The 20,738-nt window shown below is 70.9% G+C and carries 17 protein-coding genes and 1 tRNA gene; 2 read left to right on the forward strand and 16 right to left on the reverse strand.

The annotated features are described in order from the left end of the window. Positions 1-37: 37 nt before the first annotated feature. From DEI98_RS08540 to polA, 7 genes are all read right to left on the reverse strand, one after another. Entirely contained in the window at positions 38-1,282 is a 1,245-nt protein-coding gene (locus DEI98_RS08540; RefSeq protein WP_181437986.1) for an acyltransferase, read from the reverse strand. 47 nt (positions 1,283-1,329) lie between these two features. After that, positions 1,330-2,826 carry an AMP-binding protein gene (locus DEI98_RS08545; RefSeq protein ID WP_111100499.1) on the reverse strand — a complete coding sequence of 499 codons (1,497 nt, stop codon included), beginning with the start codon at positions 2,824-2,826 and terminating at the stop codon, positions 1,330-1,332. A 22-nt stretch (positions 2,827-2,848) separates the two neighbouring features. Next, a complete protein-coding gene (locus tag DEI98_RS08550) occupies positions 2,849-3,892 on the reverse strand; it encodes a hypothetical protein (protein WP_111100500.1) in 1,044 nt (347 codons plus the stop codon). Continuing rightward, positions 3,889-4,491, reverse strand: coding sequence for a dephospho-CoA kinase (gene coaE, locus DEI98_RS08555; RefSeq protein WP_111100501.1), 603 nt, complete (start codon positions 4,489-4,491; stop codon positions 3,889-3,891). Before coaE ends, DEI98_RS08550 begins: the two co-directional genes overlap by 4 nt. 92 nt (positions 4,492-4,583) lie before the next feature. Further along, positions 4,584-6,059, reverse strand: coding sequence for a 30S ribosomal protein S1 (rpsA, locus tag DEI98_RS08560; RefSeq protein WP_071403741.1), 1,476 nt, complete (start codon positions 6,057-6,059; stop codon positions 4,584-4,586). Positions 6,060-6,217: 158 nt separating this feature from the next. Beyond that, positions 6,218-7,897 (reverse strand): DUF885 domain-containing protein, encoded by a 1,680-nt coding sequence (locus tag DEI98_RS08565; protein WP_111100502.1) that lies wholly within the window; start codon positions 7,895-7,897, stop codon positions 6,218-6,220. A gap of 50 nt (positions 7,898-7,947) precedes the next feature. Continuing rightward, positions 7,948-10,617, reverse strand: a complete 2,670-nt coding sequence (polA, locus tag DEI98_RS08570) for a DNA polymerase I (protein WP_111100503.1) — start codon at positions 10,615-10,617, stop codon at positions 7,948-7,950. 101 nt (positions 10,618-10,718) lie between these two features. Here polA and DEI98_RS08575 point away from each other — a divergent pair, with 101 nt between their 5' ends. Then, positions 10,719-11,087 carry a PaaI family thioesterase gene (locus DEI98_RS08575; protein WP_051596794.1) on the forward strand — a complete coding sequence of 123 codons (369 nt, stop codon included), beginning with the start codon at positions 10,719-10,721 and terminating at the stop codon, positions 11,085-11,087. A 16-nt stretch (positions 11,088-11,103) separates the two neighbouring features. Here DEI98_RS08575 and DEI98_RS08580 read toward each other — a convergent pair whose 3' ends face one another. The 6 genes from DEI98_RS08580 to DEI98_RS08605 all read right to left on the reverse strand — a co-directional run bounded on the left by DEI98_RS08580 (position 11,104) and on the right by DEI98_RS08605 (position 15,695). Further along, positions 11,104-11,574 carry a GNAT family N-acetyltransferase gene (locus DEI98_RS08580; protein WP_111100504.1) on the reverse strand — a complete coding sequence of 157 codons (471 nt, stop codon included), beginning with the start codon at positions 11,572-11,574 and terminating at the stop codon, positions 11,104-11,106. 109 nt (positions 11,575-11,683) lie between these two features. Then, complete coding sequence (locus tag DEI98_RS08585) at positions 11,684-12,289, reverse strand: ANTAR domain-containing response regulator (RefSeq protein WP_017887240.1); 606 nt, start codon at positions 12,287-12,289, stop codon at positions 11,684-11,686. A gap of 107 nt (positions 12,290-12,396) precedes the next feature. Further along, positions 12,397-12,478, reverse strand: a tRNA-Leu gene (locus DEI98_RS08590). 55 nt (positions 12,479-12,533) lie between these two features. Then, a complete protein-coding gene (locus DEI98_RS08595; protein ID WP_084740350.1) occupies positions 12,534-13,703 on the reverse strand; it encodes a helix-turn-helix domain-containing protein in 1,170 nt (389 codons plus the stop codon). Between the two features lie 52 nt (positions 13,704-13,755). Next, positions 13,756-14,154, reverse strand: coding sequence for a DUF779 domain-containing protein (locus DEI98_RS08600; protein ID WP_110864558.1), 399 nt, complete (start codon positions 14,152-14,154; stop codon positions 13,756-13,758). Then, positions 14,154-15,695, reverse strand: coding sequence for an aldehyde dehydrogenase family protein (locus DEI98_RS08605; protein WP_110864559.1), 1,542 nt, complete (start codon positions 15,693-15,695; stop codon positions 14,154-14,156). Before DEI98_RS08605 ends, DEI98_RS08600 begins: the two co-directional genes overlap by 1 nt. 151 nt (positions 15,696-15,846) lie before the next feature. Between DEI98_RS08605 and DEI98_RS08610 the strand changes: the two genes are divergently transcribed. Beyond that, positions 15,847-16,386 carry an HdeD family acid-resistance protein gene (locus tag DEI98_RS08610; RefSeq protein WP_173033968.1) on the forward strand — a complete coding sequence of 180 codons (540 nt, stop codon included), beginning with the start codon at positions 15,847-15,849 and terminating at the stop codon, positions 16,384-16,386. A gap of 23 nt (positions 16,387-16,409) precedes the next feature. Here DEI98_RS08610 and DEI98_RS08615 read toward each other — a convergent pair whose 3' ends face one another. From DEI98_RS08615 to DEI98_RS08625, 3 genes are all read right to left on the reverse strand, one after another. After that, the gene (locus tag DEI98_RS08615) at positions 16,410-17,504 is read right to left on the reverse strand and encodes a VIT1/CCC1 transporter family protein (RefSeq protein WP_111100506.1); all 1,095 of its coding nucleotides are present in this window, start codon (positions 17,502-17,504) and stop codon (positions 16,410-16,412) included. A gap of 130 nt (positions 17,505-17,634) precedes the next feature. Beyond that, positions 17,635-19,080 carry a pyruvate kinase gene (gene pyk, locus DEI98_RS08620; RefSeq protein ID WP_017887208.1) on the reverse strand — a complete coding sequence of 482 codons (1,446 nt, stop codon included), beginning with the start codon at positions 19,078-19,080 and terminating at the stop codon, positions 17,635-17,637. 179 nt (positions 19,081-19,259) lie between these two features. Then, positions 19,260-20,717: a glutamate synthase subunit beta gene (locus DEI98_RS08625; RefSeq protein ID WP_071403731.1), complete on the reverse strand. Its 1,458-nt coding sequence runs from the start codon at positions 20,715-20,717 to the stop codon at positions 19,260-19,262. Between the last annotated feature and the right edge of the window lie 21 nt (positions 20,718-20,738).

Consider the following 20,738-nt stretch of genomic DNA (forward strand, 5'->3'; position numbering starts at 1 on the left):
CGCCCCGCACGGCTGGTGCGAGCGTGCGGGCGAACGCTCAGCGCGCGGCGCGCCGCCCGACGTCGTCGGTCTCGCCGACGAGGGCGTCGTCCGGCTCCACCGGCTCCGGCGACCGCTGCGGCACCCCCGCGCCGGCGGACCGACGCGCCCGCGCCGCTCGTGACGCCCGCGAGGACAACGACGGCCGCCCGGTCAACGGCACGCTGAGGGGCGTCCACCGGAACAGCTCGGTCACCGCGACGGACAGCACCAGCACGAGCACGTAGGTGACGAGGGTGAGCCACGGCCGTGGCACGACGGCCTCGAGCCAGCTGTCGCCGTAGAGCAGGATCCAGATGACGAACGGGTGGCTCAGGAAGATGCCGAACGAGCGATCGGAGGCGTAGTCGACGAACCGGGCGGTCCGGCTCCCGGGGCGCCGTCGATTTGCCCAGGCCGCGCCGATCGCCAGGAACCCGACGAACACCGCGGTGCTCCAGACCACCTGGACCGGCTGCAGCGGCGTCCCCGCGGCGTAGAGGGACTGCCCGAGGCCGACCTGCAGCGCCCACACACCGAGGGTGAGCCCACCGACGCCGGCGAACGCCCACAGGACCGAACGGCGGTGGACCCGGATGAACCGCAGGAACGCGTCCGCGTGGTCGGCGGCGATCGCCCCCGAGACGATGAAGAAGACGTACGAGAAGAAGAACTGCTTCTGGTACCCCTGCATCCACGCGTCGCTCGCCGGGAAGTACTTGTACCCGGCGAACACCACCAGCTGGACCAGGAACGCCACGACCAGCACGGTCACGTGGTGCCCACGGGTCCGGCGCACCAGCCAGACGATCACCGGCAGGAGCAGGTACACCTGCATCGTCACGAGCAGGAAGTACAGGTGGTACCACGAGGTGCCGGTGACGATGCCCTCGGCCGCGGTGCGCACCAGGTCGGGGACGTCGCCACGGCGGGTGGGACTCAGCAGCCACGCCGCCGCGACGTAGACGAACGACCACGCCAGGTACGGCACGCCCACGAGCAGGAACCGCTTCGGCCAGAACTGTGCCATCGGCCTCGGGCGCAAGGTGTAGCTGTACACGAGCACGAACGCGGTCAGCGAGAAGAAGACCAGCCGGGTGAAGTGCAGCAGGGCGAGCAGCGCGTTCAGCCCGACGTCGTCGGTGGCCGCGGTGTGGCTCGTGGTGTGCACCCCGATCACGCACGCGAACGTGAGGATGCGGAGCACGTCGACCTCGTACAGGTGCCGGGGCTTGCCCTCGGCCGTGCGTGTCGGCGTCTGCACCCCCGGCTCGTCGCCGGTCGATGCCGGGGACACGCGTGATGGTCCGTTCACGATGGTCGGGCCATGGTCCGGACCTTCGCGCGCTGCACCTTGCCGGTGGGTGCGCGCGGCAGGTCGGGCACGACGATGACCTCGACCGGTCGGCGGAACCGGGTCAGGTGCGCCTCGGCCCGGGCCACGAGGTCAGCCACGAGGGCTGCGTGGTCGACGGGTTCGTCGGGCTGCGGGATCACGTAGGCGATCGGGACGGCACCGAGCACGTCGTCGGGGCGGCCGACGACGACCGCCTCGAGCACGCGTGGGTCGCCGAGCAAGACGTCCTCGACCTCGGACGGGTAGACCTTCTCGCCACCGCGGTTGATGACGTCGTCGGAGCGTCCTGCCAGTGACACCCAGCCGTCGGTGCTGACGGAGCCGACGTCACCGGTGTGGAGCCAGCCGTCGGCGTCGAACCGCTCGGACGCGCGACCACCCAGGTAGCCCCGCACGATCCCCTCGCCCCGCACCCACAGCGCACCGATCTCGCCGGCGGGCAGCACCGAGCCGTCCTCGCCGCGGACCTGTACCTCGGACCCGACCGGCACCCCGACGGTACCGGGCCGGGCCGGTTCGTCGAGCGGCGTCGCCGTGATCTGCGAGGCACCTTCGGTCATGCCCCAGCTCACGACGAGCGGCACGTCACCGAGGGCGGCGCGCACCGGGTCGGGCAACGGCGCCGACGCGCTGCGCACGAACCGCAGGCCCGGCGGGAACTCGAGCGGCCCGGTCTTCGCCAGTACGGCCAGGACGGCCGGGACGGCGTTCAGCCAGGTGATCCGTCGTTCCGCGAGCAGGTCCCAGAACCCGGTACGACGGAAGCGCCGGTCGAGCACGAGGGTCGCGCCGGCGACGAGCGTCGCAAGCAGTCCGACCACCTCGGCGTTGACGTGGAACAGCGGCAAGGAGTTGAACCCGCGGTCGTCCGGCACCAGCCGGTTGTGCTGCGCGACGGCCCGGGCGACGAACAGCAGCTGCGTCTCGGGCAGCTCGACGCCCTTCGGCGTGCCGGTCGACCCGGAGGTGAACAGCACGACGGACCCCTGGCCCGGCGCGTGCGGGCTGTGAGCGGGCAGGTCGCCGTCACGGACGGCGGTCGGGAGGAACGTGACCGGGTCGATCCCGCTCGCCGGTGCCCCGGGGACGGTCGCGTCCACCGCGCGGTCCGACACGACGATGGACGCTCCGCCGATGAGGTCGGCGAGACGGCCGGGCTCGGTGGCCGGCTGGCCGGTGTCGACGGGGATCGCGCGGCGACCGGAGGCGACGGCGCTCAAGTGCACGACCGCGAACGCGAGCGGGTCACCCACGTCGACCAGGACGGCACCCGACGGGGCGATGCCGATCGCGTCGAAGGTCCGCGACCAGGCGGTCACCGCGTCGTCGAGCGCGCGGTAGGTGAGGACGCGCTCCGAGCGAGCGTCCTCGAGGAAGTGGCGCACGCCCCCGTCGGCCGCACGGGCCCGGATGAGCGAGCGCAGGTCGGGTTCATCACGAACGGGCTGCACGCAGGAAGGCTATTGCGCGACGCTATGAGCGGTCGGAGGGAACAGCGGGATCTGTGGAGAACCGGTGCAGCATCCACTGCCACAGCGGGAGCATCCGGGGGACGCCGTCACGGGTGAGCGGCGTCGAGTCCTTGATGATCAGGGAGTGCGCCTTGCCCTCGCCGCCGAGGTCGGTGAGGATCGCGTGCGGGTCCGCTCCGGCGAGTGGCGGTGCGGTGTCCGTCTCGAACGGCCCGGACACACCGCTCAGCCCGAGGACGTCCCACGAACCGGTGATGCGGGGGCCGAACGTGTCACGGACGTCGTCGATGGCGTACATCCGGTCCACCGGTGTCCGGCCCGGGCGGTCCATCCACGCTGCGTGCGCCGGTCCGCGGGACTCCACGGGTGACGAGAACATCAGCGCGCCGTGGACACTGCGGATGTGGGCGATGTACGCCGCCTCTCCGCCGCCCTGCGAGTGCCCGGCCACGACGATGTCGTTCCAGACGATGCGGTCGTCGCCCTGGACGAACCGCCCCCAACCGCCGTCGGGGTCGTGGTCGTCGAGGTACGCGACGGCGTCCCGGAAGCGCGAGACGATCGACCCGGCCGGACTGACCGCACTGAACGCCGAGGGCCGCGTGCCGTCGAAGCGGTTCCGCTGCACCATGCCGTAGCAGCGTGCGTCGGCCTCACACGTGCCGGACAGGGTGCGGCCCAGGTTCCAGTAGTCGAGGCCGAGCACGTGGTACCCGTCAGCCAGGGCGGCTCCGAGGAACCGCTGGTACTCCGCGGGACGGGATCGGGTCGCGGGCAGGAACAGCAGGAGCGGACCGTCGGCCGAGGTGCGCGCGGCGAAGTCGTCCCGGTTCGGCGTGAGCCGCTCACCGTTCACCGTTCCGAGCCGGAACCGGTGGAACTCTCCCTCGGGCCCGTGTTCGTCACCCGACGGCCGCTCGTGCACCGCGACCCGGCCGTTGTCCGCCACTCGCTGGGCACCGAGGACGTTCGCGGCGACGAGCGACGCGCCCCCGATCGCCACGAGGACGATCGCGGCGAGGACGAGCAGCAGGCGGTGGCTCATGGAGTGATCCGCGCCCACACCTCGTCAGCGGAGCGGATCGTCTGCTCGAGCGTCCCGGTGGCGTCGACGACGTGGTCGGCGAGGGCGAGACGGTCGGCATCGCTCGCCTGGGCGGCGACGCGGCGCTCGGCCTCGTCACGGGGCATGCCGCGGTGCTCGACGAGCCGTTCGATGCGCTGCGCCGCGGGGGCGTCGACCACCACGACGGCGTCGAACCGGAGCGGACGCGAGCCGCGGGCCTCGGCGAGCAACGGCACGTCGTAGACCACCACGGCGTCGGGGTCGGCGGCCTCGGCGGCGTCGAACGCCTGCTGCGCGAGCCGCCAGACCTCGGGGTGCGTGATGGCTTCGAGGTCCTTCCGCGCCGCGGGGTCCGCGAACACGATCGACCCGAGCGCCGGCCGGTCGAGCGAACCGTCGGCGGCGATCACCGACGGACCGAACCGCTCGGCGACCTGCACCAGGCCCGGGCTGCCCGGTGCCACGGCGTCCCGAGCCAGTCGGTCAGCGTCGACGACGACGGCCCCGTGCTCGGCCCAGCGCCGGGAGACGGTCGACTTGCCCGCGGCGATGCCGCCCGTGAGTCCGATGATGTGCACGGCAACAGGGTAACGACCCCGATGCCCGGAAACGCCGGAAGCCCGGCACCCTGTCAGGGGTGCCGGGCTTCCGGTCGGGACGAACCGCTCGATCAGTTGTTGGTCGAGCTGAGCTTCTCGCGGAGTGCAGCGAGCGACGCGTCGTCGGCCAGGGGGCTCGCGCCACCCGTCTCGCCGGCGAACGACGAGGTCGACGACGACGAGGAAGCCGTGGCCGGGAGGTCGAAGCCACCCTGCGCCTCGTCGGCGATGGTCTTCGCGACCTGCGCCTTGTGGGCTTCCCAACGCCCCTGGGCGGCCGCGTACTGGCCCTCCCACTCGGTGCGCTGCGTGTCGTAGCCCTCGAGCCACTCGTTGGTCTCCGGGTCGAAGCCCTCGGGGTACTTGTAGTCACCCTTGTCGTCGTACTCGGTCGGCATGCCGTAGAGCGCCGGGTCGAACTCGTCGCTCTCCGGGTCGACGCCCTCGTTCGCCTGCTTGAGGCTGAGCGAGATGCGGCGACGGTCGAGGTCGATGTCGATGATCTTGACGAAGACCTCGTCGTTGACCGAGACGACCTGCTCGGCGAGCTCGACGTGCTTGTTCGAGAGCTCCGAGATGTGAACGAGGCCCTCGATGCCGTCGGCAACGCGGACGAAGGCACCGAACGGGACGAGCTTCGTGACCTTGCCCGGTGCGATCTGACCGATCGCGTGGGTGCGGGCGAAGACCTGCCACGGGTCCTCCTGCGTCGCCTTGAGCGAGAGCGACACGCGCTCGCGGTCCAGGTCGACCTCGAGGATCTCGACGGTGACTTCCTGACCGACCTCGACGACCTCGCTGGCGTGCTCGATGTGCTTCCAGCTGAGCTCGGAGACGTGGACGAGACCGTCGACGCCGCCGAGGTCCACGAACGCACCGAAGTTGACGATCGAGGACACGATGCCCTTGCGGACCTGGCCCTTGTGGAGGTTGTTGAGGAACGTCGTCCGGGACTCGGACTGCGTCTGCTCGAGGAGCGCACGGCGCGACAGGACCACGTTGTTGCGGTTCTTGTCGAGCTCGAGGATCTTGGCCTCGATCTCCTGGCCGAGGTACGGCGTGAGGTCGCGGACACGACGGAGCTCGATGAGCGAGGCGGGGAGGAAGCCACGGAGGCCGATGTCGACGATGAGACCGCCCTTGACGACCTCGATGACCGTCCCGGTCACGACGCCGTCGGACTCCTTGATCTTCTCGACGTCGCCCCACGCACGCTCGTACTGCGCGCGCTTCTTCGACAGGATGAGGCGGCCTTCCTTGTCCTCCTTCTGGAGAACCAGGGCCTCGACCTCGTCGCCGACCTCGACGACCTCGTTGGGGTCGACGTCGTGCTTGATCGAGAGCTCGCGCGAGGGGATGACGCCCTCGGTCTTGTAACCGACGTCGAGGAGGACCTCGTCGCGGTCGATCTTCACGACGGTGCCGGAGATGAGATCACCGTCGTTGAAGAACTTCAGGGTCTTCTCGACCTCGGCCAGGAAGTCATCAGCCGAACCGATGTCGTTGATGGCGACCTGCTTAGGAGCCTTGGTCGTAGTGGTTGTCATGTAGAGATTGCTCCGAACGGACATGAGTCGGGCCATGGCGTGCGGGGACTCGGCCCCCGTGGTGCACCGCCGTGGCGATTGATTGAGTGGCGCGGATTGCGCCGCACAAGTCTAACCGCACCGGCGGAGGCCCCACAACCGGGCGTGTCGACGGCGCGTCACCCGACCAGGGCGGTCCGCAGGGTGTCGAGGCCGATGCTGCCGAGGGAGAGCGCACGGTGGTGGAACGCCTTCAGGTCGAAGTCGGCTCCCTCGCGGGCGGCGACCTCGTTGCGGATGGACTCCCAGACGCGCTGACCCACCTTGTACGAGGGGGCCTGCCCCGGCCACCCGAAGTACCGGGCGACCTCGAACCGGACGAACGCGGGGTCCATGTTCACGTTCTGCCCCATGAAGTCGAGCGCGTACTCCCACGTCCAGCCGCCGCCGTCGGGGTTCGTCTTCTGCAGGTGCACGCCGATGTCCAGCACGACGCGGGCCGCACGCATCCGCTGCCCGTCGAGCATGCCGAGGCGGTCCCCGTCGTCATCGAGGAACCCGAGCTGCTCCATCAGCCGTTCGGCGTACAGCGCCCAGCCCTCGACGTGGCCGGAGGACCCGGACAGCTGCCGGCGCCACGTGTTCAGTTCGCCGCGGTTGTAGACGCCCTGGCTGATCTGCAGGTGGTGTCCGGGAACACCCTCGTGGTAAACCGTCGTCTTCTCGCGCCAGGTGCCGAACTCGGTGACGCCCTCGGGCACGGACCACCACATGCGGCCAGCACGGGAGAAGTCGTCGGAGGGGCCGCTGTAGTAGATGCCGCCCTCCTGCGTGGGGGCGATCCGGCACTCGAGGCGACGGATCGGGTCCGGGATGTCGAAGTAGGTCCCGGCCATCGCGGCGATCGACGCGTCGCTCGTCTCCTGCATCCACCGCTGCAGCGCGTCGGTGCCGTGCAGGATCCGGGACGGGTCGGTGTCGAGCACCTCGATCGCCCGGGCGACGCTCGCACCGGACTCGATGCGGTCGGCGATGCGCTCCTGCTCGTCCCGCATGCGCGCGAGTTCCTCGAGGCCCCACTCGTACGTCTCGTCGAGGTCGACGACCGCGCCGAGGAACCGGCGCGAGTGCAGCTCGTAGGCCTCGCGACCGACGGCGTCGACGGGGGTGGCGAGCGGCAGCAGCTCGTGCTCCAGGAACTGGCCGAACGAGCGGTAGGCCGCCGCGGCGACCTCGGCACCGCGGTGCAGGTCTGCTCGGAGCGTCTCCGGCACGGGGCCGTCGCCCTCGAACGCCGCGGAGTCGGCCAGCTGACGGAACATCCCGCCCTCGGCGCCGGTTCGCGCCGCCTGCTCGGCGATGAGCGCGACCTGGCGCTTCGCCGGGGTGACGTCCTCGCGGGTGCCCTCGAGCAGGGTCTCGCGGATGCCCTCGAGCGCGTCGGGCAGCGCGCGCAGTCGGCTCGCGATGTCCTGCCAGTCACCCTCGGTCGCGGTCGGCATCAGGTCGATGATCTCGCGGACCGACTGCGCCGGGCTCGCGATGACGTTGAGGTCACGGAGGTGCAGCTTGCGCTCGTACGACTCCTGCAGCAGGTCCAGCTCGGCCCCGAGGTCGGCCTTCGTCACCTGGTCCACCGAGTCGACGGCGGGAGCGGCGTCGAGCGCACGCTTCGCACCGCGCGCGGCCTCGGCCATCGCGGCGGCGCCGGCGGGCGAGGTGTCGCCGTACTCCCCCGTGCGCCCCGGGACGCCGATGTAGGTGGCGGTCGTCGGGTCGAGGTCGACGAGGGTGGTGACCCAGTCCTCGGCGACGCGGTCGACGGCGGATGGCTGGCGGACAGGACGCTCTTCGCTCATGCCCCGACCCTACCGACCCGCGGGTCGGCAGGACTCCCGAGCCGCCCGGGTCAGTGGGCGGCGCTCTCCCAGTTCGGCCCCACACCGACCGAGACGTCGAGCGGGACGGTCAGCTCGGCTGCGCTGCCCATCCGGGTGCGGAGGATCTCCTCGACACGCTCCTGCTCCCCGGGCGCGACCTCGAGGATGAGCTCGTCGTGCACCTGGAGCAGCAGGTGCGACTGCAGCTCGCCCTCGCGCAGGTCGTCGGCGACCCCGAGCATCGCGATCTTGATGATGTCGGCGGCCGAACCCTGGATCGGGGCGTTCAGCGCGGCGCGTTCGGCGTTCTCACGCAGGACCCGGTTCGGGCTCTTCAGGTCGGGGAACGGGCGACGGCGACCGAAGATCGTCTCGGTGTAGCCGTCCTCGCGCGCCTGCTCGACGACGTTGCGCAGGTAGTCGCGCACGGCACCGAAGCGGGCGAAGTACTCGGTCATCAGGGTTCGGGCCTCGGACTGCTCGATGCGCAGCTGCTTCGACAGACCGAAGGCGCTCAGCCCGTAGGCCAGGCCGTAGGACATCGCCTTGACCTTGGTGCGCATCTCGTTGGAGACCTCGGACGGGTCGACGCCGAACACCCGGGCGCCGACGAAGCGGTGCAGGTCCTCGCCCTCGTTGAAGGCCTGGATCAGCCCCGGGTCGCCGGAGAGGTGCGCCATGATGCGCATCTCGATCTGCGAGTAGTCGGCGGTGACGAGCGTCGTATACGGCTCAGCGACCGCGAACGCCGACCGGATCCGGCGACCGACGGCCGTCTTCACCGGGATGTTCTGCAGGTTCGGGTCGGTCGACGAGACCCGGCCGGTGCTCGTACCGGTCTGCTCGTAGCGGGTGTGGATGCGCCCGTCGACCACGGCGGCGTCGAGCGTGTCGACGATCTGCCGGAGCTTCGTGGCGTCGCGGTGCTGCAGCAGGAGCCCGAGGAACGGGTGCGGGTGCTGTTCCTGCAGGTCGGCCAGGCTCGCGGCGTCGGTCGAGAACCCGGTCTTGGTCTTGCGGGTCTTCGGCATCGCGAGCTCGGTGAACAGGACCTCCTGCAGCTGCTTCGGCGATCCGAGGTTGACCTCGTGCCCGATCTCGGCGAAGGCCTGCTGCGCGAGTTCGGCGGCGCGCTCCCCGAGTTCCTTCGACAGGCCGGTCAGCACCGGGCGGTCGATGCCGACGCCGATGGTCTCCATGCCCGCCAGCACCGACACGAGCGGCAGCTCGATGTCGTCGAGGACCTGCAGCGAGGACGCGTCGATCCGGGCGCGCAGGGCCGTGGTGACGCGGAGCACGAACCACGCGTGCACCCCGACGTTGACCGGGTCGGTCTCGGGGACCAGCTGGTTGGGGTCGGCCGTCGGCAGTTCCTCGCCGAGCTCCTGGTAGACGAGGTCGGACAGTGGCTGTCCCTGCTTGCCGGGCTGCGCGAGCCACCCCATGATCCGTGCGTCGCCGGCGATGCCGTTCACGACGAAGCCGGCGGTGCCGAGCGCCTTGATCGCGGCCTTGGCGTCGTGGAAGTGCTTCGGGGCGTCGGAAGCGAACCAGGCCGAGAGCTGCTCGTAGTCCTTCGCGCCGCTGCCGCCCGGCACCAGCACGGCGTCGTCGTGGGTCGCGATGCCGATGGCGCTGAGGCGTCCGTCGATGACCTCGACCGCGACGCCGTAGCCGTTCGCCGCCTCGGTGGCGTTGCGGCGCTCGAGCCAGTAGCCGAGCTCTTCGTCGATCAGCGTCTTGACGGGCGGCGGGGTCGTCGCGCCGTCGGTGACGGTGCCCTCGGCCGCGGGCTCGGCGGGGTCGCCCGACCCGGCCACCTTGAAGACGCGGTCGAGCAGCGTGCGGAACTGCAGCTTGGCGAAGAGCTCGCGCACCGCGGTCTCGTCGACCGGGCGGAGCGCGACGTCGGCGGGACCGACGGGCAGCTCGACGTCGGTGACCAGGCGGTTGAGCCGGCGGTTCCGGATCGCCCGGTCCTGCTGCTCGCGCAGGTTGTTGCCGACGACGCCCTTGATCTCGTCGGCGTGCTCGAGGACGCCGTCGAGCGACCCGTACTGTGTCACCCACTTGACCGCGGTCTTCTCGCCGACCTTGTCGATGCCGATCAGGTTGTCGCTGGTCTCGCCGACGAGTGCGGCGATGTCCGGGTACTGGTGGGGCTCGATGCCGTAGCGCTCGTAGACCTTGTCGCGGTCGTAGCGGGTGAGCTCGGAGACACCGCGGACGGACGGGTAGAGCAGCGTGACGTCGTCGTTGACGAGCTGGATCGAGTCGCGGTCACCGGAGACCACGTAGACCGTGAAGCCCTGGTCGGCACCCTGCTTGGAGAGGGTCGCGAGGATGTCGTCGGCCTCGTAGTCCTCCTTCGTGACGGTGGTGATGCCCATCGCCTCGAGCGCCTGCTGCAGGAGCGGGATCTGGCCCTTGAACTCGGCCGGGGTCTCGGAGCGGGTGCCCTTGTACTCGGCGTACTCACGGGTGCGGAACGAGAACCGGGAGATGTCGAACGCCACCGCCAGGTGGGTGGGCTTCTCGCGCTGCAGCAGCATCAGCAGCATCGAGATGAATCCGTGGATCGCGTTGGTGTGCTGCCCCTCGCGGTTCACGAAGCTGTCGACCGGCAGCGCGTAGAAGGCCCGGAAGGCGAGCGAGTGGCCGTCGATGACCATGAGGGTAGGCTTTGCGGAGTCCGACACCCGGACAGCCTACCGACGCCCGCTGACACGGAAGGTCGACGCAGACCGTGACCGACGACACCACATCGACCACGATCGATCCCCGCATCGACGAACGCGGCATGGGCGAGCTGGCCGAGAAGATGGGCATGGTCATCACCGAGCTCTCGGCCGAGCGGGCGGTCGGTTCGATCCCCGTCGAGGGCAACCGCCAGCCGGTCGGCCTGCTGCACGGCGGTGCCTACGTCGTCCTCGCGGAGAGCCTCGGTTCGATGGCCGCGAACGTGCACGCCGGGCCCGGCCGCTACGCCGTCGGCATCGAGCTCAGCGCCTCGCACTCCCGCAGCGCCACGAGCGGCATCGTCACGGGCACGTGCACCGCCATCCACCTGGGCGGCACGCTCACCACCCACGAGATCGTCCTGACCGACGACCAGGGTCGCCGGTGCTCCACCGTCCGGATCACGAACATGATCCGCGAGCGTCGCTGACCGACTGACCGAGGACTCAGTCCTCGGGCGGCCGCTGCAGCAACAGGCGGGCGTCGCCGAACCCGAGCCTCCGGTAGAGCCGCTCGCCGTCCACGCTCGAGTGCACCGACGTCCGCTCCACGCCGAGTTCGTCGGCGAGCTCCAGCAGGGCCGTGACGAGCCGTCCGGCGACGCCGGAACCGCGCAGCTCCGGGTGCACGTAGACCGTCTGCAGCTCAGCGGCGAACCGGTCACCGTCGACGTGCGGCGCCGGCGGTCGCGGGTTGACCGCCAGCCACGCCATGCCGAGCACCACACCGTCCCGGTCGGCGACGACGCACCGGTGCGACTCCCGGTGGTCGACCGCGAACTCCGTCATCGCACGGCGGTACTCGTCCGGCGTCTGCACCGGCGTGCGGCCGTCCTCGTCGACGCTCCACCGCCACCGCAGGTCGGCCACCGCCGGCATGTCGTCAGGCCGGGAGGCCCGGATCACCACGTCGTCCATTTCTCCAGCCTGCCAGGTGGTCGCGGCACACGCCCCGCCCCCGGACTCAGGAACGCCGCCGACCCCAGGGGGTCCGGCGGCGTTCCGTGAGCGACGGTGGAGCGCTGGACTACTTCTTGGCGCTGAGCTGCTCGATGATCGCCTTCGCGACGTCGTGCATGGTCAGGCGGCGGTCCATCGAGGCCTTCTGGATCCAGCGGAACGCCTCGGGCTCGGTGAGGCCCATCTTCTCGTTCAGCAGGCCCTTGGCGCGGTCGACGAGCTTGCGGGTCTCGAAGCGCTCGACGAGGTCGGCGACCTCGGCTTCGAGCGTGATGATCTGCTGGTACCGCGAGAGGGCGATCTCGATCGCGGGGAGCAGGTCGTTCGGGGTGAAGGGCTTGACCACGTAGGCCAGCGCGCCGGCCTCGGTGGCACGCTCGACGAGGTCCTTCTGGCTGAACGCGGTCAGCAGGACGACGGGCGCGATGTGGTTCTTGGACAGCTTCTCGGCTGCGGAGATGCCGTCGAGCTGGGGCATCTTGACGTCCATCACGACGAGGTCGGGGCGGAGGTCGGTCGCGAGCTGGACGGCGGTCTCACCGTCACCGGCTTCACCGACCACGTCGAACCCGTTGTCGCGGAGGATCTCCACGATGTCGAGGCGGATGAGCGACTCGTCCTCGGCGACGACGACGCGACGGGGTGCTGGTGCTGTTGCTTCTGTGTCACTCACGGACGAAAGCCTACTAGACGACGGAAGTGCCGTATCCCAGACCCACCGGTTTGGTACGAGTGGCGGGACGCGGGTCCGAACTGCCCCGCACGCCGTGAGCAATTTCGTACGAGTGGCGGGACTTGAACCCGCACGCCGTGAGGCAGAGCATTTTGAGTGCCCCGTGTCTGCCGATTCCACCACACTCGCGAGGAGGCCAACACTACCAGCCCGACCCGCGCCTCCCGGCCCGTCGTCGACCGTCTCAGGAGCCCTCGAGCGCCTCGATCGCCGCCACGAGACCGGCCCGTCGCGGCGACCGCCGCGGCAGCACCGCGAGCAGCGCGCGCAGCACGAGCGCGTCGGTCGCACCGTCCGGGGTGCGCGCCCACGCGAGCAGGGCGTCGACGCCGCCGTCGGCGACGACCGACTCGCGGAACCGCAGCCGCACCAGGTCACGGACCGCGTCGACGCCGGGTGCGGCGGAGCCCGGCAGGACCGGTCCGGCGTACCGGTCGACGGCCTGGAGGCGCGCCCCGCGTTCGAGCGCGGACAGCACGCCGTCGACGTCGGTCCGGACCCCGGTCACCCGGTACGGCCGCGACGTCACGGTCACGTCCGGCGCGTGCTGCGCGAGGACCCGGCGCAGCCGGACGACCTCGGCGCGCAGGGTGACGACCGCGCCCGGGTCACCGTAGACGGCGGCGGCGAGGTCGGTCGCTGCGAGGCCCGCGGGGTGCGCGGCGAGCACGACGAGCAGTTCGGAGTGCCGGGCGGACAGCTCGACCCGGCGGTCGGCGATCCGGAGCACGGCGGTGTCGGTCCCGAGCACGGTCAGCTCGGCCGACGGTACGCGGGGTGTCCGTGCCCGGGGGCGGACCGCAGCCAGGGCGAGTTGGGCCTCGGCTGCGGCGACCGTGGCGGCGAGCAGCGACAGCGTGTGCCGCTCGACGGCGCGGTCGTCGCCCGTCAGGTCGAGCACCCCGACGGTGGCACCGCTCACGTCGTGCACCGGGACGGCCGTGCACGAGAACGGCTTGACGGCGTTCGCGTAGTGCTCGTCGGAGCGGATCTGCACCGGACGGTCGAGGCGCAGTGCCGTGCCGGGCGCGCTGGTGCCCACGCGGTCCTCCGACCAATCGGCCCCGGGGACGAAGCCCATGTCCTCGGCCGCGCGACGCGTGGAGCGGGCGCCGTCGACCCAGACGAGACGGCCCGCGGCGTCCGCGACGGCGACGACGCACCCGGCCGAGCGGGAGTCGTCGAGCAGCAGCCGGCGGACCACCGGCAGCAGGGTGGCGAGGGGGCCGTCGTGCCGGACGGCGTCGAGTTCGTCGTCGCCGAGTGCGAGGACCGGCGCGGCGTCGGGGTCGACCCGGGCGGACCGCTGCCACGATGCGGCGACGAGCGGGCGGAGCCGACCGGGTGCGCGCATGCGTCCTCCGATCGACCCCACCCGCCGCTCCGTCGCGACGCGTGCGGTCAGCCTACGTCCGGGCCACCCGCGGGACCAGGCCGAGATCGGCGAGCTCGGCGTCGTCGAACAGCCGCGACCGGGTGAGGAACCGTTTGCCCTCGGGGACCTCGACCGAGAACCCGCCGCCCCGACCGTCGACCACGTCGATCGTCAGGTGCGTGTACTTCCAGTACTCGAACTGCGACACCGACATGTAGACCTCGACCGGCTCGAGGCCGTCCACCTGCAACGCGCCGAGCAGGACGTCCCCCGGACCGGTCCGGAACATGCCGACGGGGTAGCACATCGGACTCGAGCCGTCGCAGCAGCCGCCGGACTGGTGGAACATCAGCGGGCCGTGCCGGGCGGTGAGGGTCCGCAGGAGCTCCCCCGCCGCCGGCGTCACCGCGACGCGTGCGGTGTCGGGCATCAGAAGAAGCCCATCGGTCCGTCGGCGTAGGAGACGAGCAGGTTCTTCGTCTGCTGGTAGTGGTCGAGCATCATCTTGTGGTTCTCACGACCGATGCCGGACTGCTTGTAGCCGCCGAAGGCCGCACCCGCCGGGTACTGGTGGTACGTGTTCGACCACACGCGCCCGGCCTGGATGTCCCGGCCGGCGCGGTACAGGGTCGTGACGTCACGGCTCCACACCCCGGCGCCGAGCCCGTACAGGGTGTCGTTGGCCGTGGCGATCGCGTCGTCGTAGCCGCTGAAGGACGTCAGGGCGAGCACGGGCCCGAAGATCTCCTCCTGGAAGATCCGCATCGAGTTGTCGCCCTCGAACACCGTCGGGGTGACGTAGTAGCCGCCGGAGAGTTCGCCGCCCAGATCGGCGCGCTCGCCCCCGGTCAAGAGCTTCGCGCCCTCCTGCTTGCCGATGTCGATGTAGCTGAGGATCTTCTCGAGCTGGTCGTTGGACGCCTGGGCACCGATCATCGTCGACAGGTCGAGCGGATGGCCCTGCTTGACGGCACGGACGCGCTCCAGGCCGTCGGCGACGAACCCGTCGTAGATCTCCTTCGCCACGAGTGCCCGGGACGGACACGTGCAGACCTCGCCCTGGTTCAGGTTGAAGAACGTGAAGCCCTCGAGCGCCTTGTCGTAGAAGGAGTCCTTCTCGGCCGCCACGTCGGGGAAGAACACGTTCGGGCTCTTGCCGCCGAGCTCGAGCGTCACCGGGATGAGGCTCTGCGAGGCGTACTGCATGATCAGCCGCCCGGTGGTGGTCTCCCCCGTGAAGGCGATCTTCCGGATGTCCGGGTGCTGCGCGAGCGGTGCGCCGACCTCGATGCCGAAGCCGTTGACGACGTTGAGCACCCCGGCGGGCAGCAGGTCGCGGATGAGCTCGACGAGCACGTGGATGGACGCCGGGGTCTGCTCGGCGGGCTTCAGCACGACGCAGTTGCCGGCGGCGAGGGCCGGTGCGAGCTTCCACACCGCCATCAGGATCGGGAAGTTCCAGGGGATGATCTGCCCGACCACGCCGAGCGGCTCGTGGAAGTGGTAGGCCACGGTGTCGTGGTCGATCTCGCCGGCGGAGCCCTCCTGGGCGCGGATCGCCCCGGCGAAGTACCGGAAGTGGTCGATCGCGAGCGGGATGTCGGCGCCGAGGGTCTCGCGGATCGGCTTGCCGTTCTCCCACGTCTCGGCGACGGCGAGCATCTCGAGGTGCTCCTCCATGCGGTCCGCGATCTTGTTGAGGATGATCGCACGTTCGGCCGCGCTTGTCCGTCCCCAGGCCGGGAACGCCTTCCACCCGGCGGCGACGGCCCGGTCGACGTCCGAGGAGTCACCGCGGGCCACCTCGGTGAACACCTTGCCCGTGACGGGCGTCGGGTTCTCGAAGTACTGCCCGCTCGCGGACGGCACGTACTCCCCGCCGATGAAGTGGTCGTACCGGGATCGGTACTCGACCAGGGAGCCGGGCTCGCCGGGTGCGGCGTAGCTGGTGGGCGAGGGTGCGATGGTCATGGTGGTGCCCTTTCGACGACGCTGTCGGGGCGCACGAGTCGCGCGCCTGATCCGCACGGTACGACCGCGGGGGTTGCAGGTCGTTGCACGGCCCGCGGCTCCGACGGGTAGCGTGCTGGACACCAGCGCTGGCGATCAGGGAGGAGCGCTCGTGGATTCTCGTGCCGTCAGGACGTTCCGGGTGTTCGTCGTCGTCACCGCCGTCGTCGCCATCGCACTGGGCATCGTGGCCATCGTCTGGCCCCGCCCGTCGCTCGTGCTCGTGGCGCTGCTGTTCGGCGTGTACCTCGTCGTGGCCGGGGCACTGCGCGTCTTCGCCGCGGTGCGGGGGCACGGCACCCGTCCGGTGTGGCGGTGGACGTCCGGCATCGTCGGCGGCCTGGTCGCGGTCGCGGGGCTCGTGACCCTGCTCGACCCGGCGATCCCGCTCGTCGTCTACGCGGTGCTCGCCGGGGTCGGGTTCCTGATCGAGGGGGTCGCCGCGATCGTCGGCGGCTTCGTCGGCCACCCGGGGTCGTCACGCGTCCCGACCGTCGTCAGCGGCGTGCTGTCGATCATCGGGGGCATCGTCGTGCTCGTCGCGCCCGGACTCGCGCTGACCGTCTTCATGGTCTTCGCCGGCATCGCGCTCATCGTCGTCGGGGCCGCGGCCCTGCTGCTCCTGCCGCCGCGCGCCGCCGTCCGCCGCTAGCCGCTGCTCGCCGCCTTCCGCCGCTAGGCCGACCCGGTGCCGAAGAGCAGCCCGAGCGCGTAGGTGACGATCGCCGCACCGAACCCGATGGTGAGCTGCCGGAAGGCGCGCTTGCCCGGGGACGCTCCGCTCAGCACGCCGACGACCGCACCGGTGCCGAGCAGGGCGATGCCCACCAGCCCGCCGGCCACCGCGATCGCCGGCCACCCCTGCATGCCGAACAGGAACGGCAGCACCGGGATGATCGCGCCCGAGGCGAAGAAGCAGAAGCTCGACACCGCGGCGCTCAGCCCGGTACCGACCGCCTCGTGGTCGTCCGCGACCGCGGTCGAACCGGTCGCGGGCCGCCGCTCACCGATGCCGGAGAGCACCTGCGCGGCGTGCTCGGTTGCCTCGGCCTCGGACATCCCGCGCGCGCGGTAGACCAGCGCGAGCTCGTTCGCGTCGACGTCGAGGTCCGACACGGCCTTGCCGGCCTCGGGGTGCGGCGCGGACGCCTCGAGCAGCTCGCGCTGCGACCGGACGGAGACGTACTCCCCCGCCCCCATCGACAACGCGCCGGCGAGCAGGCCGGCGATGCCGCTCAGCAGCACGAAGTGGCGGTCGGCCCCCGAGGCACTGATGCCGATGATGAGCGCCAGGTTGGACACCAGGCCGTCGTTCGCGCCGAACACCGCCGCCCGGAACGTGCCGGACAGCCGCATCCGGCCGCGGTTCGCGAGCCCGCGCACGACCTCGCCGTGGATCCGCTCGTCGGCAGCCATCCGCGCGGTCGCGTCCGAGTCGTCGGCGTACGGTGAACGGTCCTCGGCGCGCTGCATGAGCGCGAGGACGAAGACCGACCCGAACCGCTTGGCCAGCACGGCGAGCACCCGGGTGCGCAGGCTCCCCCGCTGCGGCCGTCCGACGTCGTCGCCGAGCAGGTCGAGCCAGTGGTCGGCGTGCCGTCCCTCGGCCTCGGCCAGCGCGGCGAGGATCTCGCGCTCCTCGCCGGAACGGCGGGCAGCGAGGTTGCGGTACACGGCCGCCTCGGCGCGTTCGTCGGCCAGGTAGCGACGCCAGCGGCGGACGTCGGCGCGCGGCGCCGGGGTGTCGGATCGGAGGCTCACAGCGACCATCCTGCCGCCTGCGGCCGACGTCCGGTCACCACCAGGGCCGTGGAGACGCGGCAGGGCGCGGACCGGAAGCGGTCGGCGCTGCTCGCACCGGGCCTCCAGTCCGCGCCCTGGTGGCGACGGATCCCTCGGATCAGTCCCGGACGTAGGCCGGGGCGGCCTCGGCGTGGGCGTCGCCCACCCGGTGCACGCGCAGGTCGTTCGTCGAGCCCTCGATGCCGGGAGGGGACCCGGCCGTCACGATGACGCGGTCGCCGGGGGCGGCCAGGCCGTTCTCGAGGAGGACGTCGTCCACCTGCGAGAAGAGCTCGTCGGTGTGGGTCTTCCGCTCCACCAGGAACGAACGGACACCCCAGGTGAGGGCCATCCGGCGGCGCGTGGCCTCGTTCGGGGTGAAGGCGATGATCGGCAGACCGTGGCGCAGACGCGACATGCGGCGGGCCGAGTCACCGGACTCGGTGAAGACGCAGAGGTACGACGCCTCGGTGAACTCGGCGATCTCGACGGCGGCGAGGGTGATCGCACCGCCGAGGGTGCGCGGCTTGGTGCCGAGTGGCGCGATGCGCTCGAGACCGTGGTCCTCGGTGGACTCGACGATGCGGGCCATGGTGCGGACGGTCTGCACCGGGTACTCACCGACGCTCGTCTCACCGGACAGCATGACCGCGTCCGCACCGTCGAGGACGGCGTTCGCGACGTCGGAGGTCTCGGCGCGGGTGGGGATCGGCGACGAGATCATCGACTCGAGCATCTGCGTCGCGACGATGACCGGCTTGGCCATGCGGCGGGACAGCTCGACGGCGCGCTTCTGCACGATCGGGACGGCCTCGAGCGGGAGCTCGACGCCGAGGTCACCGCGGGCGACCATGATGCTGTCGAAGGCGTCGATGATCTCCTCGAGGGCGTCGACGGCCTGGGGCTTCTCGACCTTGGCGATGACGGGCAGGCGCTTGCCCTCTTCGTCCATGATCTCGTGGGCACGCACGACGTCGCTCGCGTTGCGCACGAACGACAGCGCGATGAGGTCGGCCCCCTGGCGGATCGCCCAGCGCAGGTCGGCCTCGTCCTTCTCGCTCAGCGCGGGGACGTTGACGGCGACACCGGGCAGGTTGATGCCCTTGTTGTTGGACACCGTGCCGGGGACGACGACCTCGGTGCGGACCCGCACGCCGTCGGTGTCGAGGACACGGAGGCGGACACGGCCGTCGTCGATGAGCAGCGGATCGCCGGGCTTGACGTCCTGCGGCAGGCCCTTGAACGTCGTGCCGCAGATCTCCTTCGAGCCGGGGACGTCCTCGGTCGTGATGGTGAAGATGTCACCGACTGCCAGGTCGTGCGGGCCGTCGGCGAAGCGTGCCAGACGGATCTTCGGACCCTGCAGGTCGACGAGGATCGCGACGGGCTTGCCGAGTTCTTCGGCGGCACGACGGACGTTGACGTAGTTGGCCTCGTGGACGCTGTAGTCACCGTGGCTGAGGTTGAGGCGGGCGACGTCGACGCCCGCTTCGATGATCTCCTTGACGGTCTCGTAGTCCGACGTTGCCGGTCCGAGCGTCGAAACGATCTTTGCGCGTCTCAATGGATTCCTTCGTGGTGGTGGATGGAGCTTGGGTTTCCGCGCTGTGGGGCCGCGCGGAACGAAGCGAGGCCACCAGCACCCTACCGAGTGCTGGTGGCCTCACGCTCACGGGAGCGTGAGCATCTGGTGGAAACGGTCCGCCGCCTGGCGGCGGCCCGACATCTGGTGCGCGTCCGACATCAGACGGAGATCGCCCGGTCGGTCGCCTTGACCGGTGCCGGCAGGATCGTGGAGCCCTCGAGGTACTCGTCGACCTGCGCGGCCGCGGCACGACCCTCGGCGATCGCCCACACGATGAGCGACTGCCCGCGACCAGCGTCGCCGGCGACGAACACCCCGGCCTCGTTGGTCGCGTAGTCGGCACGGCGGTCGAGCGCCCCGGAACCCGTGGTCGGCAGACCGAGCTGCGGCTCGATCGTGTCCGACTCGGGGCCGGTGAAGCCCATCGCGATGAGGACGAGGTCGGCCGGGATCTCCCGCTCGCTCCCCGCCTTCGGGACCCGTCGGCCGTCGAGGTACTCGGTCTCGGCGACCCGCAGTGCGCGGACCTCGCCGGCGTCGTTCGACAGGAACTCCACGGTCGAGGCGAGGAAGTGCCGCTCGCCGCCCTCTTCGTGGGCGCTCGTGATCTCGAACACGGTCGGGAACATCGGCCACGGCTGGTCGGACGGACGCTCGAGCGGCGGCTGCTTGCCGATCGCCAGGTTCGTCACGCTCAGCGCACCCTGGCGGTGTGCGGTGCCGATGCAGTCCGCGCCGGTGTCGCCGCCACCGATGACGACGACGTGCTTGCCCTCGGCCGTGATCTGGTTGTCGACCGTCGTCCCCGCGTTCGCCTTGTTCTGCTGGACCAGGTAGTCCATGGCGAAGTGCACGCCCTCGAGGTCGCGCCCCGGGATCGGCAGGTCGCGCGGCACCGTTGCGCCGGTGGCGACCACGACTGCGTCGTAGCGCGACTTCAGGTCGTCCCAGGTGATGTCCTTGCCGATCTCGACCCCGGCACGGAACCGGGTGCCCTCGGCCTGCATCTGGGCGAGGCGCGCGTCGATCTGGCGCTTCTCCATCTTGAAGTCCGGGATGCCGTAGCGCAGCAGCCCGCCGATGCGGTCGTCCCGCTCGTAGACGGCGACCGTGTGGCCGGCGCGCGTGAGCTGCTGCGCGGCGGCGAGACCGGCGGGACCGGAGCCCACGACGGCGACGGTCTTGCCCGTCAGGCGCTCCGGCGGGTGCGGGGTGACCCAGCCGTTCTGGAACGCCTGGTCGATGATCGAGACCTCGACCTGCTTGATCGTCACCGGGGGCTGGTTGATGCCGAGCACGCACGACGACTCGCACGGTGCCGGGCAGAGCCGCCCCGTGAACTCCGGGAAGTTGTTCGTCTCGTGCAGACGCTCGATCGCCTGGCGGCCCTCACCGCGCCAGGTCAGGTCGTTCCACTCCGGGATCAGGTTGCCGAGCGGGCAGCCCTGGTGGCAGAACGGCACACCACAGTCCATGCAGCGGCCGGCCTGGCGCTTCAGGACACCGGACTCCTGCTGCTCGTAGACCTCTTTCCAGTCCATGAGCCGCACGGGCACGGGTCGCCGGGGCGGGAGTTCGCGTTCCTGGACCTTCAGGAATCCCTTGGGGTCAGCCACCGGTCACCTCCGAGGTCGTGT

Origin of the sequence: Curtobacterium sp. MCLR17_034, assembly GCF_003234485.1 — a bacterium.
In the GTDB taxonomy this organism is placed as follows: Bacteria; Actinomycetota; Actinomycetes; order Actinomycetales; family Microbacteriaceae; genus Curtobacterium; species Curtobacterium flaccumfaciens.